Annotated in this window: 20 protein-coding genes; 18 read left to right on the top strand and 2 right to left on the bottom strand. The window is 62.1% G+C overall.

The window, feature by feature from the left end:
- Positions 1-134 precede the first annotated feature (134 nt).
- From J3R84_RS22295 to J3R84_RS22305, 3 genes are all read left to right on the top strand, one after another.
- Positions 135-1,178, top strand: coding sequence for a substrate-binding domain-containing protein (locus J3R84_RS22295; RefSeq protein ID WP_203527831.1), 1,044 nt, complete (start codon positions 135-137; stop codon positions 1,176-1,178).
- Between the two features lie 252 nt (positions 1,179-1,430).
- Complete coding sequence (locus J3R84_RS22300; RefSeq protein ID WP_203527834.1) at positions 1,431-1,889, top strand: RrF2 family transcriptional regulator; 459 nt, start codon at positions 1,431-1,433, stop codon at positions 1,887-1,889.
- 139 nt (positions 1,890-2,028) lie between these two features.
- On the top strand, positions 2,029-3,255 hold the full coding sequence (locus J3R84_RS22305) for an acyl-CoA dehydrogenase family protein (protein WP_113568451.1): 1,227 nt from the start codon (positions 2,029-2,031) through the stop codon (positions 3,253-3,255).
- Positions 3,256-3,592: 337 nt separating this feature from the next.
- Here the strand turns inward: J3R84_RS22305 and J3R84_RS22310 are convergent, their stop codons facing one another.
- Both J3R84_RS22310 and J3R84_RS22315 read right to left on the bottom strand, forming a co-directional pair.
- Positions 3,593-4,990, bottom strand: coding sequence for an LLM class flavin-dependent oxidoreductase (locus J3R84_RS22310; RefSeq protein WP_113568449.1), 1,398 nt, complete (start codon positions 4,988-4,990; stop codon positions 3,593-3,595).
- Positions 4,991-5,071: 81 nt separating this feature from the next.
- Positions 5,072-6,289, bottom strand: coding sequence for an SfnB family sulfur acquisition oxidoreductase (locus tag J3R84_RS22315; protein ID WP_057222858.1), 1,218 nt, complete (start codon positions 6,287-6,289; stop codon positions 5,072-5,074).
- Between the two features lie 392 nt (positions 6,290-6,681).
- On the opposite strand from J3R84_RS22315, the gene J3R84_RS22320 reads away from it, so the two are divergent.
- The 15 genes from J3R84_RS22320 (at position 6,682) to J3R84_RS22390 (ending at position 25,568) form a co-directional block, all read left to right on the top strand.
- On the top strand, positions 6,682-7,068 hold the full coding sequence (locus tag J3R84_RS22320; RefSeq protein WP_025429219.1) for a BRA0787 family protein: 387 nt from the start codon (positions 6,682-6,684) through the stop codon (positions 7,066-7,068).
- Positions 7,069-7,286: 218 nt separating this feature from the next.
- Positions 7,287-8,189 carry a LysR family transcriptional regulator gene (locus J3R84_RS22325; protein ID WP_025429218.1) on the top strand — a complete coding sequence of 301 codons (903 nt, stop codon included), beginning with the start codon at positions 7,287-7,289 and terminating at the stop codon, positions 8,187-8,189.
- Between the two features lie 153 nt (positions 8,190-8,342).
- The gene (locus J3R84_RS22330; RefSeq protein ID WP_025429217.1) at positions 8,343-8,831 is read left to right on the top strand and encodes a GAF domain-containing protein; all 489 of its coding nucleotides are present in this window, start codon (positions 8,343-8,345) and stop codon (positions 8,829-8,831) included.
- Between the two features lie 43 nt (positions 8,832-8,874).
- Positions 8,875-10,005, top strand: a complete 1,131-nt coding sequence (locus tag J3R84_RS22335) for an NAD(P)-binding domain-containing protein (protein ID WP_435526092.1) — start codon at positions 8,875-8,877, stop codon at positions 10,003-10,005.
- 346 nt (positions 10,006-10,351) lie between these two features.
- Positions 10,352-10,531 (top strand): hypothetical protein, encoded by a 180-nt coding sequence (locus J3R84_RS22340; RefSeq protein ID WP_057221051.1) that lies wholly within the window; start codon positions 10,352-10,354, stop codon positions 10,529-10,531.
- A 265-nt stretch (positions 10,532-10,796) separates the two neighbouring features.
- Complete coding sequence (locus tag J3R84_RS22345) at positions 10,797-11,741, top strand: ABC transporter permease (RefSeq protein WP_057209777.1); 945 nt, start codon at positions 10,797-10,799, stop codon at positions 11,739-11,741.
- Entirely contained in the window at positions 11,738-12,556 is an 819-nt protein-coding gene (locus J3R84_RS22350; protein ID WP_025429213.1) for an ABC transporter permease, read from the top strand. Before J3R84_RS22345 ends, J3R84_RS22350 begins: the two co-directional genes overlap by 4 nt.
- Complete coding sequence (locus tag J3R84_RS22355) at positions 12,553-14,181, top strand: ABC transporter ATP-binding protein (protein ID WP_057222861.1); 1,629 nt, start codon at positions 12,553-12,555, stop codon at positions 14,179-14,181. The genes J3R84_RS22350 and J3R84_RS22355 overlap by 4 nt, the downstream gene beginning before the upstream one ends.
- 1 nt (position 14,182) lies before the next feature.
- A complete protein-coding gene (locus J3R84_RS22360) occupies positions 14,183-15,040 on the top strand; it encodes a serine hydrolase (RefSeq protein WP_025429211.1) in 858 nt (285 codons plus the stop codon).
- 53 nt (positions 15,041-15,093) lie between these two features.
- Positions 15,094-16,638, top strand: coding sequence for an ABC transporter substrate-binding protein (locus J3R84_RS22365; protein ID WP_057209773.1), 1,545 nt, complete (start codon positions 15,094-15,096; stop codon positions 16,636-16,638).
- Positions 16,639-16,752: 114 nt separating this feature from the next.
- Positions 16,753-18,192 (top strand): M20 family metallopeptidase, encoded by a 1,440-nt coding sequence (locus tag J3R84_RS22370; RefSeq protein ID WP_025429209.1) that lies wholly within the window; start codon positions 16,753-16,755, stop codon positions 18,190-18,192.
- Positions 18,193-18,463: 271 nt separating this feature from the next.
- On the top strand, positions 18,464-19,723 hold the full coding sequence (repA, locus tag J3R84_RS22375; RefSeq protein ID WP_025429208.1) for a plasmid partitioning protein RepA: 1,260 nt from the start codon (positions 18,464-18,466) through the stop codon (positions 19,721-19,723).
- A gap of 5 nt (positions 19,724-19,728) precedes the next feature.
- A complete protein-coding gene (gene repB, locus J3R84_RS22380; RefSeq protein ID WP_203527840.1) occupies positions 19,729-20,784 on the top strand; it encodes a plasmid partitioning protein RepB in 1,056 nt (351 codons plus the stop codon).
- 350 nt (positions 20,785-21,134) lie between these two features.
- A complete protein-coding gene (locus J3R84_RS22385) occupies positions 21,135-24,065 on the top strand; it encodes a DNA translocase FtsK (RefSeq protein ID WP_113568445.1) in 2,931 nt (976 codons plus the stop codon).
- A gap of 438 nt (positions 24,066-24,503) precedes the next feature.
- Complete coding sequence (locus J3R84_RS22390; protein WP_225906261.1) at positions 24,504-25,568, top strand: LacI family transcriptional regulator; 1,065 nt, start codon at positions 24,504-24,506, stop codon at positions 25,566-25,568.
- The last annotated feature ends 13 nt before the right edge of the window (positions 25,569-25,581 follow it).

A 25,581-nucleotide genomic window follows, 5' to 3' on the forward strand; every position in this document is an offset into this window, starting at 1 on the left:
CCGTTGTGAGCAAGGCGTTCCTCTGGCGGCTTAGGGATTGGAATGTCTTTATTGTACATAGAAATTGTAGATTATACCATGGCGTCGACGGCTGATGGTCAGCTGCAAGGGTTGAGATCAACAGGAGATCGACAATGCGGTACGGTTTGAAACGCGCGACGACCGCGCTCGTGGCTTTTGGGTTTGCAGGTGGTGCTTCGGCCGCAGGGCTGGAGGGCGCGCCGGCGCCGTTCGACAAGGGCGGGGTGAAAGTGGCGCTCATTTCCTATATTTCATCAGGTGATTTCTTCCAGGCCTATCAGGCCGGAGCAGAGGCGCAGGCCAAGGCGCTCGGCATCGATCTGCGCGTCTTTCCCGGTAAGCAAAATGCTGCGGAACAGCGCGAGCAGGTCCAGCAGGCGATCAATCTCGGCGTCCAAGGCATCGTCGTCGACCACGGCCTGCCGGAATCGCTAGGCGATGTCGTGCAGCAGGCGGTCGATGCGGGTGTGAAGGTAGTGGCCTTCGACGTCAATCTGAACAATCCTGCCGTGCCGCAGGTGGAGCAGAGCGACCATGAACTGGCGCGGCTGGCGCTGGAGCAGGCCGTCAAGGATAACGGCACGAGCTTCAAGGCCGGTTACGTCTATGTCGCCGGCTTCGCGCCGCTCGACCGCCGCAACGAAGTCTGGGACAAGTTCAAGACGGACAATCCTGATGTGGTCGAGAGAGCCCGCTTCGGCAATGTCAGCGACACCACGGCAACCAGTACGGCCGACCAGGCGAAGGCCGCCTTTGCCGCCAACCCGGACATATCGGTCGTCTTCGCGCCCTATGACGAGTTCGCCCGCGGTGTGAAGCTCGCAGCCGCGGATCTCGGCATCGCCGAAAAGTTGAAGATCTACTCCGCCGATGTTTCGACCGCCGATATCCAGGAGATCGTCGAGGAGGGTAGTCCCTGGGTGGCGACCGTTGCCACCAACCCGGCGGTTGTCGGCGCGGTCTCTGTCCGTGCCGTCGCGCTCAAGATCGCGGGTCAGGATGTGCCGAAACAGATCCTGGTCAAGCCGGCCTTGCTAACCCAGGAGGCGTTGCGTCAGGCCGGCGTGAAGACGATCGAGGAGCTGGCGGTGAAAGTCCCGGCTTTCAGCGCCAGTGACGCCGTCACCGCCGATTGGATCCCTGCGAAGCTTTTTTGACGGCTTTGCATCTGCGGGTTTTGAAGAAGCAGCTGGCCCTGGAGCAAATCTTTGCTGCGTTGCCTTGAATTCGACAATAAAATTCACAAAATCTATGCAGAAACTTACGTAATTTCTTGAGAGTGACCCGGTTTGGGTGTATGGCATCTTAAGTGAAACAGTGCGGCCGTCACAACCTGTTGGCTCCGGTGATACCAACGTCGGTGCGGAACGGACTCGTGGCGGCCTTTGTGTTCAGGAAAGCGAAGTGCAATGTTGACCAAGAAGGGTAAATACGGGCTGAAGGCTCTTGTCGACCTGGCTCAACTGGAGCCCGGCGAGACCGCCTTCATCACCGAAATCGCCACCCGCAACAATATTCCGAAGAAGTTCCTCGACGCGATCCTGCTTGAGCTTCGCAACGCCGGAATCCTGCGCTCGAAAAAGGGCCCTGGCGGCGGCTATTCGCTTTCGAGGCCAGCATCCGATATCCGCATCGGCCAGGTCATCCGCACGCTGGACGGGCCGCTGGCCCCGATCCGCTGCGCCAGCCGCACCGCGTTCGAAGCCTGCGATGACTGTTCCGATCCGGTCAACTGTCACGTGCGCAAATCGATGAGTGGCGTCCGCGATGCGGTGGCGTCTATCCTCGACAACATGACACTCGAACAGTTTGCCGCCAACGACAACGGCACCGAGATCGTCGCGCTCAGAGACGCCGAAGTCGGCTGATCCTTGCCGAGGTCAGCTGCCGTCGTAAAGGTTTTCAGGGGTAGGACTTTCCCGTTCGCCGGCCTGAGTTGAAAATCATTTGCTGTTATTGTCTATAGAATGAATGCACTATTCCGCCTTAATCAATGGAGTGAGGCGAATGAGCAACGTGCATTTCCTCCGGGAACCCGAACCGGCCAATACCGAACAGGAAGAAAAGCGCCAGCATCTGTTTGCGCAGGCGACCGAGCTTTCGAGCCAGTTTGCGCAACGCGGCGCCGAGCTTGATCGCTTGGGCTTGCCGCCACGCGACGAAATCGAAGCGCTGCGCCAGGCGGGTCTGCTGACGGCGCTGCACGCCCAGGAAATCGGCGGAGCGGGCTTGAGCTGGCTTGATGGGTTGCGTCTCGTCCGGATCATCTCGCGTGGCGAAAGCTCTATCGGCCAGCTGCTCGGCTATCACTATGTCAACAGCCAGTATGTCTACTGGGCGACTGCCGATGGGAGGCAGGCCTGGGTGCTCGGTGCCGAGACCGTCGAACGCCAGCTCTACTGGGGTGCTGCCGTCAACCCGCGGGATCCGGGGCTCGTGCTCGAACGGCGCGGCGGCCACTATGTGCTCAACGGCCGCAAGACGTTCTCGACCGGCGCGCATGTTTCCGATCGCATCAACGTCAACGCGACGCTTGAGGGCAAGATCGCCAATTTCGTCGTGCCGACGGATCGTCCGGGTTATGTCGCCCATGACGATTGGGACAATATCGGCCAGCGCCTGTCCGATAGCGGCAGCGTCGAGTTTCGCGATTTTCCTGTCTACGAGCGCGATTTCATTCTGCCGCTTGCCGAACCGTTCGATCCGCCTCAGGTGCAGGCGACGTTCAACACGCCGCTGATCCAGCTGGTGTTTGTCAATTTCTATCTCGGAACGGCGGAAGGCGCACTCGCCGCCGCAATCGACTATGTCAGAACCACCACGCGACCCTGGATCACATCAGGCGTGGCTCGTGCCAGCGACGACCCCTACATTCTCGAACGCGTCGGCGAGTTGCAGGCTGCCTTGAAAGCATCCGTCGCTTTGGCCGACGCTGCGGCGGGCGTTGTCGAGGCCGCGTTGTCGAAAGGGCGGTCGGTGACGGAGCGCGAGCGCGGGGAAGCAGCACTTGAAGCCTATGCTGCCAAGATCAACGCCACCCACGTGGCGCTCGATGTGACGACGAAGGTGTTTGAACTGATGGGTGCGCGTGCCACGGCAGCGCATCATGGCTTCGATCGCTACTGGCGCAACGTCCGGACCCACACGCTGCACGACCCGGTCTTCTACAAGGCCCGCGAGGTCGGCGACTTTGCTTTGAATGGCCGAATCCCGCCTGTGAGCCTATACAGCTGACCTCGAGAGGTCAGGGCCCGGTGGACAAACCATCGGGCACTGGCACCGATGGAACGCGCTCGGATCCTTCCGGGCGCTTGGGCTGCTGACAGGGGCCGGCCGGCTGACGAGCGAGGCGCTGGCTTTGATCGGCGTCTGTTCTGTTCTTTCCGCCATGCTCGGGCTTGACCCGAGCATCCCCGCGTTTCTCGCGATGGACGCATCGCGCCTGGATTCTCGGGTGAAGCCCGTGGATCGCGACGCGGCATACGACTGCCACGTATGCATAGTCATACTCTTGCGCGGCCCGAGGATCCGAGCGCCCCCAGCCATCGAGCAATTAATGCCGAGTGTGCTCCTATGCGGAAGCCGCGATCGCCTGCGCGTTTCCGGCGAGTTCCCGATAGCCTGCGCCGGGATGGGGTGCTGCGAGCCGTGGGCCGGCGCCGAACAGCTTTTCGCGGAGCGTGCCTTCGCGATAGCTGGTCTTGTAGACGCCGCGCTTCTGCAACTCCGGGACCAGCAGATCGACCGCATCCTCGAAGGTTTCGGGCGTGACGGCATAGGCAAGGTTGAAGCCATCGACATCCGTGTCTTCGACCCACTCCTGCAGCAGATCTGCGACCGTTTGCGGTGAGCCGACGAAGACGGGGCCGAAGCCGCCGATACCGACCCAGTCGGCCATTTCGCGTACGGTCCAGACCTTATCGGGATCGATCGTCGTAAAGGTCTCGACCGCAGATTGGACCGCATTGGTATAGCGGTGGCGCAGCGGTTCGTCCGGCGCGAACTGGCCGAAATCGATGCCGGTCCAACCGGAGATCAGCGCCAGCGCGCCTTCATAGGAAACATGGCTGCGATACTCATCGAACTTCCTCTTCGCGTCCGCATCGGTTTCGCCGAGGATCACGGTTTGGAGATTGAATGTGAGGAGGTCGCGCGGATTGCGCCCCGCACGCTCGGCCGCCTCGCGCACATTCGCGACGTATCGCTTCAGAACGGTTTTCGAGGGGGCTGCGACGAAGACGCACTCGGCATGGGTGCCGGCAAAATCCTTGCCGCGGCTGGAGGCGCCTGCCTGGTAGAGGACAGGTGTGCGTTGCGGCGACGGTTCGCTGAGATGGACGCCCGGCACGGTGAAATGCCGCCCTTGGTGGTTGATCGCATGCACCTTGTCCGGATCGGTGAAGATGCCCCCTATCCGGTCGCGCACGACCGCGTCGTCTTCCCAACTGCCTTCCCAGAGCTTGTAGCAGACCTCGAGATATTCTTCCGCGATGTCGTAGCGATCATCGTGCCGTGTCTGCTGCGCCTGGCCGATATTGAGCGCACCGCTGTTAAGATAGGAGGTGACGATGTTCCAGCCGACGCGGCCCTTCGTCAGATGGTCGAGCGTCGAGATTCGCCGCGCGAAAGTGTAGGGGTGTTCGAACGAAAGCGAGGCCGTCAGCCCGAAACCCAGATGTTGCGTCGCGTGCGCCATGGTCGGCACCAGCTGCAGCGGGTCGTTGACGGGAACCTGGGCGGAATGCCGGAGCGCCGCCTCTACATTGCCGTTCAGCACGTCATAGACGCCGAGCACATCGGCAATGAACAACCCGTCGAACTTGCCGCGTTCAAGCGTCGTTGCCAGATGCACCCAGTAGTCGAGATCCTTGTAACGCGACGACTGGTCGCGCGGATGCGTCCAAAGCCCTGGCGATTGATGGCCGACACAGTTCATGTCGAAGGCATTCAGCCGGATTTCGCGGCTCATATCCGTCTCCTCGTAGAAAGCTGCATACGTCCCCGGCAGATCGGTGCCGATTTTCCAGGGTAAGGCGGCGTCAGGGCAGGGTCAGAGCGCGCCGTTCTTCGGTGGCGCGACGCCGTTCAGGTGGTAGTTGCCGACGACGTGATACTTCCAGCGCACCGGATCATGCAGCGTGTGGGTGCGGGCGTTGCGCCAGTGGCGGTCGAGGTTGAGGCCGATGCGGGTGGACGACGTGCCGGCGAGTTCGAAGAGCGTGTTGGTGGCTTCGAGCGCGATTTCTGTTGTCAGTACCTTGGCGGCGGCGACCGCCAGCGTCGCCTCGATGACGCTTTCCTCGGTGCCGTTGATCTGGGCGATGTCGACCTTCTTGCCGGCACGCTCGACGATGGCGGTCGCCGCCTCAAGGCGGATCGCGAGTTGTCCGATGCGGGCGATTGTCAGTGGATCGTCCGCTGCCCGTTCGACGCCGCTATCCATCCAGGGCCGTGCCCGGTTGCGCACGAAGTCGAGCGTCTCGGCGAAGGCGGCGCGCGCGATGCCGAGATCGATGCCGGCGTGGATGATCTGGCCGACCGAGCCGATCGTCGTCGGACGTTCGAAGCCGCGATGATGGCGCACCACCGCGTCGGCCGTGACGTATACATTCTGCAGCACCGTCGTGCCGCTGCCGGTGGTGCGCTGCCCGAAGCCGTCCCAGTCGTCGATGACCTGCAGGCCATCGGCACCGCGCGGCAGGAAAGACATGGTGAGTTTTTCGTCCGGATCGAGCGCGAACACGACAATCCATTCGGCAAAGAGCACGCCGGTCGAATAAAACTTGCGGCCGTTGAGGCGGTAGCCAAGACCATCAGGCGTCAGGCGCGTTGCGTAGTCGCCGACGGTTTTTGTGTCCTTTTCGGAAAGCGCATTGCCGAAGCGGTCGCCAGCGAGCGCGCGTGCGAAGAAGAATTTCTTCTGTTCCTCCGTGCCGTCGGTGCGCAGCGCTTCGAGAATATAGAAATGGTTCTGGGGGATCTGGCCGATCGAACTGTCGGCTTCGGACAGGATGGCGGTGATTTCCGCCAGCACCGCGTTGGAAACGTCGATGCCGTCATAGTCGGAGGGCACGGTGATTGCGAGGAGACCGGATTGGGCAAGGGTGTCGAGCTCATCGAATGGCAGGATCCGGTCGGTATCCCGCTCGTTTGATCGATTGGCAAAATCGCCCGCGAGTTCGCGCGCGATTTCCAGCGCCTCCTCCTCGCTTCCGATCCGGTGTGCCGGGAGCTTCGTCTTCTCGGAAAGCTGCGAGATCGTTCCCATATGATCGCTCCATTTCGATAGTGGCGCATATCTGTGAATTATCTGGCGTCTTCAGGTAAGATCGTATATTCTATGGAATATATGGATATTAGTTTTTCGTTCCTGATGTTCTGACGAATGGTCGGCCCTTTCAAGCCGATACAGCGATATGGAGCACGAATTGGCTGTCGACCGGGCGTGGCGGGTGCAGTTCCAAAACCGCCGTCCTCAAAAAATTTCAAAAAAAGTTGCCGGTCGCTTGGAACCATTGTCGCGCTTCTGCATTTCGCCATGGCCTGCAGTCTACCGATTGTGTGGTCGTCAAAGTACCGGCCACACGGCACGATGACAAATACATGCTGACAGTATTGGCCATTCGCGTTTCCCGGCCTTAACCACTGAAGGAGACACAAATGACGAATTTGCTGCCCGCTCTTCATGAAGGGCATGCCTCCATCATCCTGCAAAATCTCTTTCGAGATGCCCTTGAGGCCTATGATGATTGGGGCGAGGGGATGCCTGAACCCGTGGTTTCGTTTGAAGGCAAATTGCTGCCGATCAGGGTCGTCTTCGACTGGATGAAACCTTGCACGGATATCATGCCTGCAAACATGATCGGCATCGTCACCGATCGATTAAGCAAACCCTGGATTGGCGACGGTCCGCTCGATAAAATGACGTTTTCGACGGCGGCGCGCGTCATGTCCGTTCTGACCAAACGTCAGTTGCGTCGTTATGGCAGCGGCTCGATCGAGGTCTTTGCCGAGCGCTTCAAACCATCGCTACGCGTCGACGTCTGATCGACGACGAGACAGCCTGAACAAGCCGGAGAGCGCACGCGTGCTCTTCGGCACCCACCATCTCCATATCCTAACGGTCCATCCTGGCCTTGCGCATCAGTTGTTCTGCCCAGGCGGAGTAATCGCACGCCTGACGCTGCCGTCGAATACGGCTTCCTAGATTGTCCGCCTTTTCGTAAACACGGAGAAGATGGCAATGGGATGGATGCGGAGCCGGCATGAATTTTCGACAATTGGAAGTGCTGCGCACCCTGCTTGCCACCGGCTCGACGATCGCGGCGGCGAAAACCATGGGGCTCAGCCAGTCCGGTGTCAGCCGTCTGCTGCAGCAACTGGAAGAGGACCTGTCGCTGACGCTGTTTGCGCGCGACAAGGGCCGGCTGATCCCGACGCCCGAGGCGCTGAAGCTGTCCGAGGATGCCGAGCATATTCTGCTCGGGATCGATCGCTTCACCAATCTCGCCCAGGATCTTCGCAGCGGCGCCGTCGGCCCGGAAGTCGTGCGCATCGGCCTGCCGAACAGCATGTCCGAAAGCTTCGCCCCGGCGATGCTGGCGGATTATGCCAAGGATTTCCCCGGTGTGCGGGTCGAAACCTTCTTCGATACGACCGTGGCGATTGCCCGCCTTGTCGAACAGCGCATCATCGATTTCGGCTTCCTGCGCTACGAGGGGCAACTGAGCGCCAGCCTCGAAATGCAGCCGGTGGCGGGCGGCGTCAGCGTCTGCGTCATGGCGAAGAGCCATCCGCTGACGGCGCTCGACCACGTCACCCCGAAGGAACTCAGGGGCATACCGCTGATCCTGATCGGTCGCCGGCGGCCGACCCGGGTCATGCTCGACGAGATCTTTCGAAAGGCGGGCGTGCCGCAAAAGGTCAAGATCGAGACGCACAGCAACAGCTCGGCCTGCGCCTATGCCGCCCATGATCTTGGCGTTGCAATCATCAGCAGTTTTTTCGCCAACCTGCATCGGCATCTCCCGATTGAAATCAGGAGCTTTACGCCGCACCTGACGCAGGATTTCGGCGTCGCAACCGCCGCCGGCGTGCCGCTGTCGATTGCGGCTCAGGCGATGATCGATTGCCTGAAGCGACAGGTCGCCACTTCACAAGAGCCGTGAGGGTCTGAATCCGGACATCGGCGTCGGGTCGCGTTTGTCGAACCGTTTTCCGCCAGCGCTCCGTTTCGCTGCCGGCGCGGACGCGCTGCAATTGGCAAATGTCGGGCGCGGCACTACATTGCCAGTCCGTATGATGAGAGAGTGAAAGAGATCATGTTCCAGGCGGCGGTAATCGACACAGGCGACAAGACCGAATTCTATCGGGAGTTGGCGCAGCAACTCGAAGCGCTGCTGCATGGCGAGCCCAATATGATCGCGAACGCCGCAAACACCTCGGCGCTGATGTACCAGACGATGCCCGACCTGAATTGGGCCGGCTTCTACTTTCTCGATTCTGATGACGAATTGGTGCTCGGGCCATTTCAGGGCAAGCCCGCCTGCGTGCGCATTCCTGTCGGCCGTGGCGTCTGCGGCACGGCCGTAAAGGAAGGGCAGTCGATCCTGGTCGAAGACGTGCACGCGTTTCCCGGTCATATCGCCTGCGATGCGGCGTCCCGCTCCGAACTCGTGGTTCCCGTCCGACGCCAAGGCCGGGTGATCGGTGTCATCGACCTCGATAGTCCTAAACCGGCACGTTTCGACCGGGACGATCAGGCCGGCATCGAAAAACTGGCCGCGATCTTTGCCGCGGCGATTGGCTGAAAGTCGCCGCCGTGGATGATCTGCCTTCGGTCTTGGCTGCGTGATGATGGACATCCAGAACGCCTTTGCCCCCGCCAGCGAGGCCGAGACGCATGCGCGCGTCGCCCGCAAGATCGACATCGTCGTCATCGGTGCCGGACAGGCGGGTCTGTCTTCGGCTTATCATCTGAGCCGGTTCGGGCTATCGCCTCAGATGCAATATGTCGTTGTCGACCGATCGCCACAGCCGGGCGGCGCCTGGCAGTTTCGCTGGCCGTCGCTGACGCTGAGCACCGTCAATGGCATTCACGATCTTCCCGGCATGAAATTCGCCGACGCCGTCGATACCAGCATGGGCGAAGTCCACGCTTCCGTCGCCGTCCCGCAGTATTACGGCGCCTATGAGAAGGCATTCGACCTTCCCGTGCACCGACCGGTTGCCGTCAAGGTCGTTTGCGAGCGGGGCGAGCGTTTCAGGGTCGAGACCGACGCCGGCGTCTATGCCGCCCGCGGCATCATCAACGCCACCGGCACCTGGGAGTCTCCCTACATTCCACCCTATCCGGGATCGGATCTCTTCAGGGGGCGTCAGCTGCACACCAAGGACTACCAGACCGCCGGGCAGTTTGCCGGGCGGCACGTGCTGGTCGTCGGCGGCGGCATCTCCGCGATCCAGCTGCTCGATGAAATATCCAAGGTGACATCGACCACATGGGTCACGCGCGAGGAGCCGGCCTTCCGTGAAGAGCCGTTTACCCCCGAGGTCGGACGCGCTGCCGTTGCCATGGTCGAGGAACGCGTACGCCGCGGTCTGCCGCCGGGCTCGGTCGTCTCCGTGACCGGTATTCCGGTGACGCCGGCGATCCTTGCCGCACGCGCACGCGGCGCACTCGAGCGCCAGCCAATGTTTGCCGAAATCACCGAGCATGGCGTGCGCTGGCCGGATGGTCGCGAGCAGCAAGTCGACGTCATTCTCTGGAGTACCGGCTTTCGAAGCGCGCTCGATCACCTGGCGCCGCTGCAACTGCGCAATGCCGATGGCGGCATCCTGATGACCGGCCGGCTTGCGACACAGGTGGCAAAAGACCCGAGGATCCATCTCGTCGGTTACGGCCCGTCGGCTTCCACCATCGGTGCGAACCGGGCAGGCGGTGCCGCGGTCCGCGAGCTCGCCGATCACCTTCAGCTGCTCTAATCGCCGGCCGACGCGATCTCTTCGGCGTTGACGTCGGTGTCCCGCAGAGATTGTGCCCGGCACATCCATCGGCCCGTCACGGCACCGACCCTCGGGCAATGCGTCCAAAGGATGCGACCCTCGATATCAGCCCAAAACTCCGCTTGAGCCGGACGTTGTGTCATACCTTAAACGTGATTCCCGAAGGCGCTTTGAAAGAGCCAAGCGTCGAGCCAAAGCGACCCCAGCTTGCGGGAATTACTCCCGTAAATGCCGGCCGATGCGCGTGGCGTTTCACATCATCGGGCAACGACACCAGTGATTTCGTCTGGTCGTGCTCGAAAGTGATGCAAGGATACGGTCGCGGATGATGTTGCAGGCAACGCAGAAGAAGCGCCAACCGGCCGCCATGACAGTTCGGTTTGTGTTTGCCGGCATCGTCTTCGGCGTGCTCATGGTCGGCATCGCCTCAGCCATCAGCGCCACGGGCAAGCGCGGCGGCCACCTGTTTCCCGATCTCAAGATCGGTTTCAACATCCGTTGGTGATTTAAAGTCCATCGCTGACTGTCTTTTTGCGTCGGCATCGCAGGGCAATGCTCCCCCGACTGCATGCGCGACTTCCGCCCAGCGCATGATGCCGCACGTTATCGGCCCCTTTGGCAGCTCCCATGTCATCCCTTCGTCATAGAGCTATGACGATTCCTCATAATATTGCGCGGATTTTTCCATTCGATCATAGTCGTGTCAAGAAAAGCCGGCAGGAGGGCCGAATCGCGATGTCGCGCCAGGCTGTTCTCAGTACGGGGAACCCATGATCAAGTTCATACTCAATCGTCTCGTGATGGCGATACCGACGATCGTCATTGTCTCGGTTGCCGTCTTCACGCTCATCCGTCTCATTCCCGGCGATCCGGCCGCGCTGATGCTTGGCGATATGGCCGAGCCGCAGCAGATTGCCGAAATGCGCAGCGTGCTCGGCCTTGACCGAAGCATTCCCGAGCAGTTCGTCATCTGGGCCGGCAACATCCTGTCCGGCGACTTCGGCCGCTCGATCGTCACCGACGAGCCGGTGCTTCATCTGGTGCTGAGCCGCTTCATGGTGAGCGCCGAGATCGTCGTCATCGCCGTGTTCCTCGCGAGCCTGATCGCCGTTCCCGCCGGCGTCATCGCCGCCTGGCGGCAGAACAGCCTGACGGACCTGGCGCTGGTCGGCACGGCCACCGTGCTTCTGTCCATCCCGACCTTCTGGCTCGGCCTGCTATTGCTGCTTGCCTTCGGCCTGAAGCTCGGCTGGCTGCCGGTGCTCGGTTACGTGCCGATCTCGGAAAACTGGACGGCGGGCCTTCTCTACCTCGTCCTGCCCGTCATGACGCTGGTCATCCACGAAATGGGCGTGATCATCCGCATGGCGCGCGCCTCGACGCTCGAGGTTCTCCGGCTTGATTACATCACCCATGCACGGGCCAAGGGACTGTCGGAAAGCGCCGTCCTCTGGAAGCATGCGTTCAAGAATGCGTTCGGCCCAACCTGGACGATGATCGGCCTGATCCTCGGCAATCTGCTCGGCGGTATCGCGGTCATCGAGACGGTCTTTACCATCCCCGGCCTCGGCCGTCTGATGGTCGATAGCATCTTCCAGCGCGACTACCCGGTGATCCAGGGCTGCCTGCTGCTCGTCGCCTTCTCCTATGTCGTCGTCAACCTCGTGGTCGACCTCCTCTATCCTCTCTTCGATCCGCGGGTGGTGGCAGAATGAGAAAGCTCACTTTCAACGGCGTCATCGGCGGCGGACTGATCGCCGCTCTGGTCATCACCGCGCTGATCGGCGTGTTCTGGACGCCCTACGATCCCAGCGCGCTGGGCTTCACTTCGCGTCTGGCCGCCCCCGGTGCCGCCCATTGGCTCGGCACCGACGAGTTCGGACGCGACGTTGCCAGCCGGTTGATGATCGGTGCCCGCGCCAGCGTCTGGATCGGATGTCTGACGGTCGCCTTCGCGGTCGTCTGCGGCACCCTGATCGGCCTCATCAGCGGCTATGCCCGCGGCTGGGTCGATGGCGTCATCATGGCCGTCAACAACGCACTGCTCGCCTTTCCGGGCATCCTGCTGGCGCTCGGGCTGCTCGCGGTCTTCGGGGCTAACCAGTACGGCATCATTTTCGCGCTTGGCATCGCCTACACGCCGTCGATGGCGCGTGTGGTGCGCGGCGCCGTCTTGTCGCTGCGCGAACGCGAATTCATCGAAGCCTCGCGTGTCATGGGCAATGGCGAAATCTACACCATGCTGCGCCACATCCTGCCGAACTGCCTGGCACCGATTACCGTGCTGGCGACCTCGATGTTCGGCTGGGCAATCCTGTCGGAAAGCGCGTTGTCGTTTCTCGGCCTTGGCGTGCCGCCACCGGCGCCGACCTGGGGCAACATGCTGGCTGCGGGCCGCCCGTTCATCGAACAGGCCGTCTGGCTCGGTTTCTTCCCCGGCCTTTGCATCGCGCTGACGCTACTCGGCATCAACCTTCTCGGCGACGCGCTCCGCGACAAGCTCGACCCCCGCATGCGAGGCCTGAAATGATCGGCAGTTCCCTACTCAGCGTTCGCGACCTGTCGCTGGCCGTTACCCATAATGGCAACCAGGTGGTCAAGGATGTCAGCTTCGACGTCGGCCCTGGCGAAATCGTCGGCATCGTCGGCGAATCCGGTTCCGGCAAGACGCTCGCGACCCGCGCCATCATCGGGTTGATCCCGCCTGCCGTGCGCCATGCCGGCGGCACGATCAGTTACCGCGGACGGGATGTCCTGTCGATGAAAGATCGCGACCTCCGGCAGTTGCGCGGCGGCGAGATCGGCGTCGTGTTCCAGGAGCCGATGACCTCGCTCAACCCGTCGATGACCATCGGCAGGCAGCTTGAAGAAGGCCTGATCCTGCATACGAAGAAGAGTGCCGACGAGCGTCGGGCTGCGATACTCGACATGCTGAAGCGCGTCGGTCTGCGCGAGCCGGAGCGGGCGCTTGCCGCCTATCCGCACGAGTTTTCCGGCGGCATGCGCCAGCGCATCATGCTTGCCTCGGTGATGCTGCTGAAGCCGGCCCTGCTGATTGCCGACGAGCCGACGACCGCGCTCGACGCCGTGGTGCAACGTGACGTCATGGAGCTGATGGTCGAACTGACCAAGGCGGAAGGCACGGCCGTTCTCCTGATCAGCCACGACCTGCCGATGGTGGCGCGCTACACCAATCGCTTCGTCGTCATGGAAAAAGGCGTGATCGTCGAGCAGGGCACGACCAAGGACATTCTGAGCGCACCGGAGCATCCCTATACCCGCAAGCTCCTGTCTTCGCTGCCGTTTCGGGCGGCACCGCGAGAACTCGACATGTCGCGGACACCGATGGTGTCGGCGCGCAATATCGTGGTCGAATATCCCGGTCGTAAGGGGCTCTTCCGCAAGCAGGCGCCGAAGCGCGCGCTTCACGGCGTCAGCGTCGACATCCATGTCGGCGAAGTCGTCGCCCTTGTCGGCGGCTCCGGCTCGGGCAAGACGACGCTTGGCCGCACGATCGCCGGTCTCGTCCAGCAGACCGAAGGCGAGATCCTCTTCCAGGGGCGCGAGCGCAGCGCTGACTGGCGTGATTATCGGCTGAACTGCCAGATGGTCTTCCAGGATCCCTACTCTTCGCTCGACCCGCGCATGACCATCCAGGCGCTGGTCGAAGAAGCGCTCCGGCTGGTGCCCGATCTCGACGGTGCGGCCAAGCGCAAGCGCGCGCTCGAAACGCTCGAAGAAGTTGGTCTTAGCGGCGATTTCGCCAGCCGCTATCCGCATGAGCTTTCCGGTGGTCAGCGCCAGCGCGTCGCCATTGCCCGGGCGATTGCCCGGCGGCCGAAGTTCCTCATCGCCGACGAACCGGTCTCGGCGCTCGACGTGACGGTGCGTGCGCAGGTGCTCGAACTCTTCTCCGATCTGCAGAAGCGCTACGGGTTTTCCTGCCTGTTCATCAGCCATGACCTCGGCGTCGTCGAGCAGGTCGCCGACCGGGTGATCGTCATGCAGGACGGCCGCATCGTCGAGCAGGGCGATCGCGACCGGATCTTCGACCAGCCACAGGAAGCCTATACGCGCAAACTGCTTTCGGCGATCCCCGCGCTCGATCTCAATCACACGGGTGGCGTCACCCTCAAATGGCGCCTGGAGGCCTGACATGACCGTAGCGATCAAAACCGCCACGACAGCCGAACGGCTTAATGCCATCGCCGACGCCCAGCCATTCATCACCCGCTTCCTCGTTCGCAACCTTCAGACCGGCGAGACGATCGGACGGGGCGAAAACGAGGAGACGCCTTCGGCCAGCACCCGCAAGACGTCGATCATGATGGCGGCGCTGAAGGCAGCGCACGAGGGCCGGCTCGATCTCGACACGCCCATCACCTACGAGGAGCGGCTGAAGCATGAGGTTGCGAGCGGCATGTTCCGCTACATGACGCCTGGCATCGTCATCCCGCTGCGCGACGCCATCGTCGGGATGATGGTCTTGAGCGACAATGTCTGCACCAAGATGGTGCTGGAGCGGCTGACGCTGGAAGAGGTCGACAGCTACTGCAAGGCGATCGGCATGGCCGGCACTCACCACCGTTTTCTGATCCCGCCGCTTGGCCTGAAGCCGGACCATTCGCTCGGCGAGGTGACGACGACGACGGCTGGTGACCAGATATTGCTGCTCGAACTGATCCTGGCGGCACAGGACGATGGGGCCGCGGCTGCGCGTCTCGGCACATCGGTCGAGCTCTGCCGCTTTGCGCTGCAGACGCTGAAGAACCAGGTGCTGCGCTACGGCATCCGCTCGCGCCTGCCTTTCGAGACCGTCGTCGCCAGCAAATCCGGGCGCGGTAAGCGCGGTCGCATGGACGCAGGTCTCGTCTATCGCAACAGTCGGCCGCTCTACGGCATCGCCGTCTTCACCGACGCCGTGCCGCAAGTGATGGCCGATGGCACGCCTGGCTACACAATTGCGCTCGAAACCATCGGCCAGCTGTCGCAGGCCTGCTGGGACGCGTTTTGAGCCGAAATCAACCGCAACAAACCAACAAGAAACAACTGGAGAAGAGTGGAACCATGAAAAAAATCTTCCTTGCCGGCACCATTCTGATGAGCGCCGTCGGCTTTGCCGAAGCGCGTGACCTTGTGGTCGCGCAGAGCTCCGATATCCGCAGCAACGTCCCGGGCGTCAACCGCGACGGCAACACCGATTCCGTAATCTTTCACATCGTCGAAGGTCTCGTCGGGTACGCCGAGAACGGCGAGGTAAAGCCGCTCGTCGCCAAGAGCTTCGAAGTGTCTCCCGATGGCCTGACCTATACGTTCAAGCTGCGCGACGACGTGAAATTCCACAATGGCAACGCGGTCACGGCCGACGACGTCGTGTGGAACTGGAACCGCTACATGGCCGCGGACACCAAGTGGACCTGCGCCGGCGATTTCGACGGCAGCAAAACGATCAAGGTGTCGGCCGTCACGGCTGTCGATCCGACCACGGTAACGATGACGATCGAAAAGCCTTCGGCGGTCTTTCTCGGCCTGATGGCGCGTCCAGAATGCGGCTATACCGGCATCATCGCCAAGGAGTCTGTCGGCGCCGACGGCGCCTTCGTTGCTCCCATCGGTACCGGGCCGTTCAAGTGGGCCGAGTGGAAGAAGGGCGAGTATGTCCGTCTCGAAAAGAACGAAGCCTACGTCTCGCCTGCCAATGACGGCAAGCCGGATGGTATGGTCGGCTCCAAACGGCCGCTGGTCGACGGCATCAAGTTCATGGTCATCCCCGATGCATCGACGGTGAAAACCGGTCTGCTGTCGGGCGCACTGGATACGGCCGAAGTCTCCGCCGACCTGATTTCGGAGTTCAAGGACAGCGAGACGATGCAGCTGATCGTCAAGCGCAACAACGGCAAGAACCTGCTTTACTTCCAGACCCGCGACAAGGTTCTGAGCAACGTTGCCGTGCGTCGCGCCATGGCCGAAGCGCTCGATCTCGACCAACTGGTTGCTGCGGTCTCGAACGGTACGGGCGAAACCAATGCCTCGATGGTGTCGGCAGACTCGATCTTCTATTCGGACGCGCAGAAGACGAAGTTTCCGATGGACCTGGAAAAGGCCAAGAAGGACCTGGCGGACGCCGGCTACAACGGCGAGCCGATCACCATCATCGCCAACAAGCGCGGCAATGTGCCGAGCTTCCCGGCCGCCGTCGTCGCCCAGGCGATGATGCAACAGGTCGGTCTCAATGTGCAGATCGAAGTGCTCGACTATGCGACCCAGGTCGATCGCCGCCGCTCGGGCAACTACCAGGTGATCTCGCAGTCGGTGGCACCGCGCCTCGATCCGGCACTGATGTACAGCTTCTACGTCGGCAACAAGGACAAGAACGCCTCGCTGATGTGGGATAATCCCAAAGCGATCGAGTTGATGAAGTCCGCCTATGTCGAGGCCGACCAGGCAAAGCGTCAGGCGATCTTCGACGAATTCCACAAGCTGATGCTTGAGGAAGTTCCCGGCATCTTCATGTACGACATGGTCGACATCTGGGGTGCGACGAAGAAGCTGCACGGCGAGCCCGTCTGGCAGTCGAACACCCGGCTCTGGGAAGTCACGCTCGACGACTAAGTCGCGGCCCGACCGCGTATCGTATCCGGTGGCGGCATCCGTGCCGCCACCTTCCATCTGAAGACAGAAATGCCAATGCGGCCGGCCCACATGTCGCCCGCAAGAGGAATACCCATGCCCCAGCCATCCGTCGTCGCCGCTCTTGCAGATATAGTCGAAGAGTTGAAGCCTGAATTCGCAGCGATGAGCGACGCGATCTGGGACTATGCCGAACTGAGCTTTCGCGAGCACCAGTCGGCGGCGACGCAAATAGCGATGCTGGAAAAGCACGGGTTTCGCATCACGCGGGGAACGGCCGATATCGAAACCGCCTTTACCGGTGAAGCCGGCGCGGGTGGCCCGGTCATTGCCCTTCTCGGTGAATTCGACGCGCTTGCGGGCTTGAGCCAGATCGCCGGCGTCGTCGAGGCAAAGGCGCTTGAAGACGGCGGCACCGGACACGGCTGCGGGCATAATCTGCTCGGCACCGGCTCGCTGCTGGCTGCAGTCGCCCTTGCCCGTTATCTCCGCGAGAACGATCTGCCAGGCACCGTTCGTTACTATGGTTGCCCCGGCGAAGAGGGCGGCTCGGGCAAGACTTTCATGGCGCGCGCCTGCGCCTTTGCCGATGTCGATACCGCACTCACCTGGCACCCAGCACCCTTCAATGGCGTGCGCTCGACCAACAATCTCGCCGTCCTCGAAATCTACTATCGTTTCAAGGGGGTCGCCGCCCATGCCTCGAACGGCGCCCATCTTGGACGGAGCGCCCTCGATGCGCTGGAGCTGATGAATATCGGTGTCAACTTCCTGCGCGAGCACATGCCGCAGGATTGCCGCGTGCACTATGCGATCACCGACGCCGGCGGCAAGGCGGCCAACGTCGTCCAGGCCCGCGCCGAAGCGCTCTACCTTGTGCGTGCACCGCAAATGCCTGAGGCGCTTGCGCTGGCTGCCCGCATCGACAAGGTCGCCAGGGGCGCTGCGATGATGACCGAGACGGAGGTCGAGATCGTCTTCGATCGCGCCGCCACCAATCTTTTGCCGAACATCACGCTCGAGACGGCGATCCACCAGAACATGGTCGCGCTCGGACCGGTTCCCTTCGACGAGGCAGACCTCGAATTTGCCCGTGAGATCCAGAAGACGATGACGCCGGAGGCGATCGCCAGCAGCATCCGGCTTTACCAGATCAAGGGCGACGTCTTCTCCAACAGCCGCATGGACGGATCGAGTGGTCTCCACCTCGGCCTTCGCGATTTCGAGGGCCAATCGCATTTCCGCGCCGGCTCGACCGATGTCGGCGATGTCAGCTGGGTGACGCCGACGGCGCAATGCTGGGCGCCCGCCTGGGCGATAGGCACCGCGCCGCACACCTGGCAGGTGGTAGCGCAAGGCAAGAGCCCCGCGGCACACAAGGCTTTCGCCCACGCGGCCAAGTCGTTGGCGACGACCGGTCTCGATCTCATCCTCGATCCGGAACTGCTGGCGCAGGCAAAGGCCGAGTGGCGGGAAAAGACCGAAGGCAAGCCCTACCAGTGCCCGATCCCCGATCATATCGGTCCCAAGCTCTGATCCTTCGACGGCAATCGCGTTCACGCGACGTCACGACGAGCCGCCGCCCTTGGGCCGGCGGCCTTTTTGTCTCTTCCGTCTCGCAAGCGTGCAGGATCTTGCCGGCCGGGATGTTCGAATTCGGCTCGATGCCTTGACGCGAATCATTGTCTGCGGCATCTCTGTTACGGAATTTTGTGAATATGTGCCGTTTAGGCGTATCTGAATTAAATCTCTGTTAGTGCATCCCGGTGTCAATGGTGCGGGAAAGCGCGCAAGGAGCATGGCGGGAATGGACATGACGGTAACACAGACGCGATCCGGGACGGACCCTTCCCACGCCCGCCAGCCAGCCGACGAAGCGATCGCGGCCGATGCGCGCGCCCTTTCCGAACAGCTGAAGGCGATGCGCGAGCGGCTGTTTCCGCCAACGGCGATGAAGACGCTTCGCAGCTTCACCTCAGGCGAGGCGGCCAAGCTGATCGGCGTTTCCGACGGTTACCTGCGCCAGCTGTCGCTTGCGGGCGAGGGGCCTCAACCCGATACCGGCACCGGCGGTCGCCGCTCCTATTCGCTGTCCGACATCAACGCGCTTCGCCGCCACCTTGCCGAGCAGGCACTTGCCAAGGGCAATGCCGCCAAGGCGCGCAGCTACCTGAAGTGGCGCGACCGCGAGCGCGGCGAGCACCTGCAGGTCATTTCCGTCACCAACTTCAAGGGCGGTTCCGGCAAGACCACATCGTCGGTCCATATCGCGCAATATCTCGCCATGACCGGCCACCGGGTTCTCGCCGTCGACCTTGACCCGCAGGCGTCGCTTTCGGCGCTCTTCGGCTACCAGCCAGAGCTGGACCTCACCGGCAACGACACGCTCTACGGCGCCATCCGCTACGACGCCGAAGCGCGGCCGCTGAAAGACATCATCCGTCCGACATATTTTGACGGGCTCGACCTGGTGCCCGGCAATCTGGAGCTGCAGGAATTCGAGCATACGACGCCGCAGGCACTCAGCGCCCGCCACAGCGGCTCCGATGCCGGCCCGCTGTTCTTCGCACGGGTGCAGTCGGCACTGGCAAGCGTTGCCGACGATTACGATGTCGTCGTCATCGACTGCCCGCCGCAGCTCGGTTATCTCACGCTGTCGGCGCTTTGCGCCTCGACGTCGGTTCTCGTCACCGTGCATCCGCAGATGCTCGACGTCGCGTCGATGAACCAGTTTCTCTACATGACCTCGGACCTCCTGAGCGTCGTGCGCGAGGCGGGCGGCGAACTCAACTTCGACTTCCTGCGCTATCTCGTCACCCGCTTCGAGCCGAACGACGGGCCGCAGGCGCAGATCGTCGGTTTCATGCGCTCGCTGTTCGGAGACCGTGTCCTGACCTCTGCGATGGTCAAGTCGACCGCCGTTTCCGATGCCGGTCTGACGAAGCAGACGCTCTACGAAGTGGGTCGCGAGAATTTCACCCGCGCGACCTACGACCGCGCGATCGAATCCTTGAATTCCGTCAACGGCGAGATCGAAGCTCTCATTCATGCGGCCTGGGGGCGCTAAAATACATGGCTGGCAACCGCAAGAACGAACTGCGCGCACTCTTTTCCGGAAACGTAGCGCCTGCGCCTGGCGCCGAACACAATGCGACGAGCTCCGCTGAAATAACGACGCTGACGCCTGCCGCACCTGCTGCCGATACGCCGCGTGCGGCCTCGGGCGCCATCAAGGCCATGGGCCTTTCGCTTGGCAGCATCACCCGCGAGGCAGAAGAGGCGCGATCGCTGCGCGAGGCGCTGCATCAGGGCGAGCGCGTTGTCGAACTTGATCCGGATCTGGTCGACGCCTCGTTCGTCGGCGACCGCCTGACCGATGGTGAGCTCGACGATCCGGACTTCCTGGCGCTTGGCGACAGCATCCGCGAAAACGGCCAGCAGTCGCCGATCCTCGTGCGCCCGCACCCGGAAAAGCAGGGCCGCTATCAAACTGCCTATGGCCACCGCCGGCTGAACGCCGTCCGCAGCCTCGGCATCAAGGTCAAGGCCATCGTCCGGTCCTTGACCGACGACGAACTTGTATTGGCGCAGGGCAAGGAAAACGCCGAACGCCGCAACCTGTCTTTTATCGAGCGGGCGCTGTTTGCCTCGGCCCTGGCCGAGCGCGGCTTTGATCGAAAGGTGATCGGCGATGCGCTCGCCGTCCAGAAGAGCGAGCTGTCGCGGCTGATCCAGGTCGCCGAAAGCGTTCCGATGGCAATCGCACGGGCAATCGGTCCGGCGCCCAAGGTCGGTCGCGAACGCTGGATGGCGATCGGCGGCCTGCTTGAGGGCGAGCAGGCGCTGCAGAAGACGCAGGAAGAGATTGGTCTGAGGCGTTTCCTCGAGGCCGACAGCGACCAGCGCTTCCAGTTCGTCTTTGCGCGTCTGTCGCGTACCGAAAGGCAGGATCCGGCCAAACCCGAGGTTCTCACCGACGAGAACGGCCAGGCCTTTGCCAAGCTGAGACGAGACGGAAAGAGTGCACGGATCGAGTTTTCGGCCAATGTCAGCCCGGCGTTTGTCGATGAAGCGATCGAGCTTCTGGCCAGGCATCACGCGGCTTTCGTCGCTGCGCGCCGGAGCTGATCGCTCGGGAATGTGCCGAGCCTATGGCGGTCATTCTCGGGCCGGCGTGACAAGGTCACGCCGGCCCGATTCGTTATGGTCCGTATCTCCGACCGAAGCGGTTGCCCCTGCTGCGCCGCGACGTGCCAAAATGACAATCCGGAAGAAATATTTTCGGCCAGGTTCTGCCAGCGACAGAATGGCGCGATGCCCTTGAGCGGGATGGGGATTGCGGCCGTTTCATCGGTCGTTTTGCCGGGTTGAACGGCGCGCCTGATGTCTTTCAAGCGGCCTTTGGAAGGGACTTGTTAACCTTCATTTTCTATCGCTTAGCAGGCCCCTCGGCGATGTCTCTAGCTCTTCCAGGACCCATGCGTATTCCCAGGACAAACTTCTCTCAGGCAGCTTTGCATGATGCAAACCAGGCGGATTACTATGACGATCCGCAGGACGGTGCGTTGAGCGATATGCCCACCCATGACGTGGATCCAGTCGATCCCTACCAGTTGTATGAGGCGCCTGCCGCGCCTCGCAAACCAGCCAACCAGCAATCGGACGCGACGGCGCATGTCGGCCGCGCTGCCCGGCTCTATGGCCAGGGCACGGCCTATGCGCCGGCCCAGGTGACGACGTCGACCGACGAGCCGCTGCCGACCCTGTCGGAGATCGCCGGCCACTACGGCGATTCAACGTGGGAGAGCCACTTCTTCCTGGCGCCGAACGTGCGGTTCACCCGCACGCCGGAACGGGAGTTTACCAAGCGCCGCGCGCCTTCGGACAGCGACAGCGATGTCGCATCTGAGGAACAGATTGCCTCAAGCGAAAATGTCGTCGTCGCGGCAGAGCCCGTGGAAGCAGCGTCTGCGGCCATCGAAGCCGTCGCCCCCGTCGAATCGCCGGACATGGTCGATGTCGTTCCCGTGCCTATGCCCGCACCCGTGCCTGAGCAGGCCCTGCCTTCCTACAGCCCCTCCGAGCTGCTGCGCGTTCTCACGAGCCAGCTGCCGCATTGGTCGTCGGCGCCAAAGGCAGGCGCGGCCAACCTGGCGCCCAACGCTACCGTTGCTGGCTCTGCAATCGGCCCGAGCCTGCCGGCCCAGTCCGCGAACGAGGCGCCTGTGGCGATCGCAATGCTGGCTGCACCCGTTGAACCGACGCAGATAGTCGAGCCAGCGGCGGCAGTAGAAGCCCCGGCCGACACGCGTCTGTCGTTTCTGTCGGACTTCGCCTTCTTCGAGTTTGGCCCCTCCACCCTGGATGACGGATCGGCTGAGGCAGCCACCGTGCAGCCGAAGCCTTTCGTCGACACAGCGGTGCCCGCTTCCTTCACGCCCGCCGCTGTCGTGTCGATGCCGGCACCGGCACCGGCAGCGGCCCTAATTCCTGTCAAGGCGGTCGAAATCAGGCGCATGCCGCCGACGGCGATCACGTCGCTGTTCCGCGTTGTCGAATGCCGCCCGGCAGCTGAGGTGCCATCGGTGCCTGCCGCCGTTGTGCCCGCACTGGCAGAACCCGTATCGATCGACCCCGCGCGCGATGCGCCGGAGCCGATGATCGTGCCGTCGGAAATCGCATCCGTTCCACCTGTTGCGGTTGAACCGGCCGAGATCACATCGCTTATGGCCGAGGAAGAGCCTGTTCGCACCGTTGCGACAGTCTCAAAGGCGGCTATCACCATGCCCGCCCAGGTCTCGCGCGCACCTTCGCTTCTGCCGCCGATCGGCGCGACCGAGCGTTTCGCGCACGCCGACGGCTATGAATTTCCGGCCGAAGACCTGTTGCAGGAACCGCCGGAAGGCCGCGGCTTCTTCATGTCGCAGGAGCAGCTCGAACAGAATGCCGGGCTGCTCGAAAGCGTGCTCGAAGATTTCGGCGTGCGTGGCGAGATCATCCATGTCCGGCCAGGGCCGGTTGTTACGCTTTACGAATTTGAACCGGCGCCCGGCGTCAAATCCTCGCGGGTGATCAACCTGGCCGACGACATCGCCCGCTCGATGTCGGCACTATCAGCCCGTGTCGCTGTTGTGCCCGGCCGCAACGTCATCGGCATCGAACTGCCGAATGCGACGCGCGAGACGGTCTATTTCCGCGAGCTGATCGAATCCGTCGATTTCCGCAAGACGAACTGCAAGCTGGCGCTTTGCCTCGGCAAGACGATCGGTGGCGAGCCCGTCATCGCCGAACTGGCCAAGATGCCGCATCTGCTCGTTGCCGGCACCACCGGTTCGGGCAAGTCGGTGGCGATCAATACCATGATCCTGTCGCTGCTCTATCGGTTGAAGCCGGAAGAGTGCCGCCTGATCATGGTCGATCCGAAGATGCTCGAACTCTCCGTCTATGACGGCATCCCGCATCTGCTGACCCCCGTCGTCACCGATCCGAAGAAGGCCGTCATGGCGCTGAAATGGGCGGTGCGCGAGATGGAGGACCGCTATCGCAAGATGTCGCGCCTCGGCGTTCGCAATATCGACGGCTATAACCAGCGTGCTGCCGCTGCCCGCGAAAAGGGCGAGCCGGTGATGTGCACGGTCCAGGCCGGCTTCGAGAAGGGCACCGGCGAGGCGCTGTTCGAGCAGCAGGAAATGGATCTGGCGCCGATGCCCTATATCGTCGTCATCGTCGACGAGATGGCCGACCTGATGATGGTCGCCGGCAAGGAGATCGAAGGTGCTATCCAGCGGCTGGCGCAGATGGCGCGTGCTGCCGGTATCCACCTGATCATGGCGACGCAGCGCCCCTCGGTCGACGTCATCACCGGCACGATCAAGGCCAACTTCCCGACCCGTATCTCCTTCCAGGTGACGTCGAAGATCGACAGCCGCACCATCCTTGGCGAACAGGGGGCCGAACAGCTGCTCGGCCAGGGCGACATGCTGCACATGCAGGGCGGCGGGCGGATCGCCCGTGTCCACGGACCGTTCGTTTCGGACCAGGAAGTGGAGCACGTCGTCGCCCACCTGAAGACGCAAGGCAGGCCCGAATACCTCGAGACCGTTACCGCGGACGAAGAGGAAGAGGAGCCCGCGGAAGAGCAGGGCGCTGTCTTCGACAAGACGGCGATGGCCTCGGAGGACGGCAACGAACTCTACGACCAGGCCGTCAAGGTGGTGCTGCGCGACAAGAAGTGCTCGACCTCCTACATCCAGCGCCGGCTGGGTATCGGCTATAATCGTGCGGCTTCGCTCGTCGAGCGCATGGAGAAGGAGGGCCTTGTCGGCGCTGCCAACCATGTCGGCAAGCGTGAGATCATCCATGGCAATCGTGACCATGCGATTGCGCCTGATAACGACGACATGGATTGAGAAGGCGCCCGCACGGCGCAGTGTGATGTGCCGTGCGTCTCTACTCTGAATATCGATGAAGAAGGCCGCGAAGGGAATGCTTCGCGGCCATTTTTCATTCGTGGGATTTTACCTGGCTGCAAAGGTCTACTGCCGGTTCCCTTAAATCCTATTCGATTTAAGGACAAAACATGCAGCCATTCAAAGTGCTACAGCGACCTTTGCGCGTCCAATGAGACGCGCGGCGCTGTAGTCTTCGGCGGGTGTTGATCCGCAAGTCCTTTGGGTTCCGCTCCGGCGCAAAGCACACCTTCCTGACCCATTAGGCAGTCTTGGTAGTAATTTCTTTGACGTCAACTTCTCCCCATATGATAATAAAAACGTTTTTATTTTTCTTGAAAACGTTTTTATTGACTGTTACGCATATGTTCAGAGTGAGCCAACGGCCTGGGAGGGTGCATGGCGGCTATGCACAGAACCCGGCGTACACCGGTGCCGACGATCAAGACACTGGCCGAGATCACCGGCTATTCCATCGCGACGATCTCGAAAGCGCTCAGGGATTCGCCCGTCGTTGCGCCTGTTACCCGCGATCTCATCTTCAAGGCGGCGCGCGAAGTCGGCTATCAGGCCAATGCGCGCGGCATGGCGCTTCGCACCGGAAAGAGCTTTCAGGCGGCAGTGCTGATGCCGGTTACCGCGGCACGCGATTACGAGTGGGACGGCGTCGAATATACCCAGATTTTGAGCGGCGTCAGCCAGGCGCTGGATGGTACGGACTACCGCATGTCCGTGCATGTCATCCGCGATGCTGCCGACGGCGCGGAAACGGCGCGCCGCATCGTCGATCAGGGTCTGGCCGACGGCTTGATCTTTTCCGGCATTCTTGCCGACGACCCGCGCATCGATCTGCTGGTCGACCACCATTTCCCATTTGTCTCGATGGGGCGTTGCCGCAAGGATCTGGATTACGCCCATGTCGATATCGACAACGAGTGGGCAGCCCACGCTGCCACCGCCCGCTTGCTTGCCGGCGGCCATCGCCGCATCGCGCTCGTCAACCCGGAGCGTCGGCTCTCCTATGCGTTGGACAGGCTGGACGGGTTTGCCCGCGCCTTCCGCGAAGCCGGCGTTACCGCCTCTGCCGATCTCGTTGTCGAAGGCGATCTTTCGACCCATTTTGGCCGGCAGAGCGTGATCGACCTTTTGCAGGTGGCGGAGCCGCCGACTGCCTTCGTCTGCATCAACGAATCGACGACGCTCGGCGTCCTTTCCGGTCTCGGCAGTCTCGGGCGGCAGGTTGGCGTCGATGTCGACGTGATCGCCTATGACGACATCAACGTCAGCGCCTATTTCACGCCGCCGATCACCACCTTCTATCAACCGATCGAGGTCCTCGGACGGACGCTCGGGCAGTTCCTGCTGAAGCGCATGGAGGGTGAGGACCCGAAGGCGCTCCGGCAGGTCTTCAGGCCAACCCTGATCGAAAGGCAGCCGGACAATCTCGGCGGCAGGCTGGCATGAACATTCATCATCC

The sequence above is a fragment of the Ensifer canadensis genome, from assembly GCF_017488845.2.
GTDB lineage: Bacteria > Pseudomonadota > Alphaproteobacteria > Rhizobiales > Rhizobiaceae > Ensifer > Ensifer canadensis.